This window comes from Streptomyces angustmyceticus (assembly GCF_040701845.1).
Taxonomy (GTDB): Bacteria; Actinomycetota; Actinomycetes; order Streptomycetales; family Streptomycetaceae; genus Streptomyces; species Streptomyces angustmyceticus_A.
The window spans coordinates 1-2,097 of record NZ_JBFBHQ010000068.1 but is presented as its reverse complement, the minus strand read 5'-3'; the positions used below and the strand labels follow the sequence as shown (position 1 = coordinate 2,097).

The following is a 2,097-nucleotide window of genomic DNA, read 5'->3' as shown; positions in this document are numbered from 1 at the left end:
ATTTTCTTTTTAGCAACGCCAACGTTATCTGTAGCTGCTGGTAAATTAAAATGTGCATGTGAAGCTGATAAAACTTGTCTTTTTAAATTTCCGGACAACTCTGGAGGCTCAGTATCTTTTGTTTTTATTTTTAAAGGCTCACTTTTCTCAGACTCATTTTTAGCTTCATCCATAGCTGTTACTCTAAACTCATATTCAGTTACTTGATCTAACCCATCAATATCTACTTCTATCTTTTCTTGATCATCGCCTGGCGTTGGAGAATGGAGTCCGTTGTTATCTGCTTTCGTGTTATAATACTTTACCAATTGTCCATCCTTATAAACATTGTATCTTTCAACACTAGTATCATCCTTAGAATGGTCAAAGGTAAACTTGGTAGAATTCCCAGTTGTTTCTAGTTCTTTTAAATTTTGAGGAACAGTGGGCGGTGAGGCATCAAAAATATTAGTTAAGAAACGATTTGTTTTTAGCATTTTTTCTTCTGAATCTTTTGCAATTGGTTTGTATGGATGTAACTTAGCTCTAAATGCTTCACACAAAAATTCTTCCCAATTATCTTTGGCATATGAATCATTTAGTATATCAACTAAGGTATCTAACTCACTAGCCATTAAATTTTCTGTCATTTGTTCCAATGACTTTTCTTGGAACATAGAATGATTTTCAAAAAAATTGTTGTTAAGAATTTCAAAGTGTAAATATTCATGGATGAATGTACTTGATATCTCCTCAATAATCCTATCTTCTCTCAACATTATTTTATTGCTCAGATTATTAAAGTTAAGATTTGTATCTATTCTATCGTCAGTTAACCATCTTGTAGTTCCTAAAGATGAATCACTAAATGATTCTTCGAATTTTTTTTTGCGCTCCTCTAAGGTCATATCTTTAGTAATAATATCAAACGTCTCTGTATGCACCTTAAATCCTGTTGTAAAATAAACATTAAAGATATCAGTTTGGTGATTGTTTAGAAAGTTATTATTTCTAAGAATTTCAATTGCTTGCTCTGAAACTTTTTGTCCTTCTGAAAATACAAATCCAGCATTTAATCCCAAGGGTAGTATTTTAATAAATGAATTCGGCATATTAAATTTTTTATCTAGCATTTCAGCCATAGCCTTATTATAAAAGTCTGTTTGACTATTTAGATCCGTTTCAGATATTAATTCAGCAGATATTTTTATCCCTTCCGTATCGCCATCCTTTAAGATTTCTTTTTTAGTATAGTGTAATGCTTGTCCCCGTTCTAAAATGAATTGAGATTCTTCTAGTGACCCAACCCGAGTCATTTTAGTACCTTTAGGTATATTTATTTCTAATTGGATAAATATATCTTGTTTCTCATCTAGGGATTTAGGGGTAAGAGTACCCAATAAATAACCATGGTCAATTCCATATTCACTATCTTCTAAGACTAAATCAAGTATCATTTCCGGATCATAATATATATAATTAGAGTTTATTCCAAAATCTTCCCCTTTAAAATTTGCATAAAGTAGGAGATCTTCTGATGTCGAAGTAACAAATAGGTTATCTATTGCTTCCAATTGATCTTGATTATGATATAAATCACTTCTATTCATGTACTTTCTTCTTAACTCGTTATTTATATTGTTAATATTCTTTAAATCATCACTTTTGCTGAGATTATCAGGGATAGTTGGAAACATCTTATTGCTCCAATCAACACCCGCTTTAAAATCCTCTATAAAACTTAACCCTGTATCCGTATTGTCTAAATCAATTACAAGTTCATCTGGTTTGGTTTTTGTGTTTCCTAAAGCCGAATTTGGAAAAATTGTTACTGCGACCATAAATAATATTAAAATTCGGATAATTCTTTTCATTTTATTTCTTATCATAACTATTTTCATCTACCCCTATCGTTAATAATTTCACATGATCAAATAAAATAATAATTTATTTAATACTGCTCGACCTTCTTTATTTTTAAAAAAACATCCCAAAAAAATATAATACGTTTTTTTATTCGAATATTTAAATACTTTTATAATTCTTTTAGTTTTATTTCCTAGTATAACTATTGTCATCAATCCCTATCGTTAATGATTTCACATGATAAGATAAAAC

At 29.9% G+C, this 2,097-nt stretch carries 1 protein-coding gene; it reads right to left on the bottom strand.

Translation table 11 applies throughout. From position 1 onward, the window contains the following. Positions 1-1,820, bottom strand: a 1,820-nt coding sequence (locus AB0411_RS37820; protein WP_437044513.1) for a fibronectin type III domain-containing protein, incomplete at its 3' end; no start/stop codon positions are given. Between the last annotated feature and the right edge of the window lie 277 nt (positions 1,821-2,097).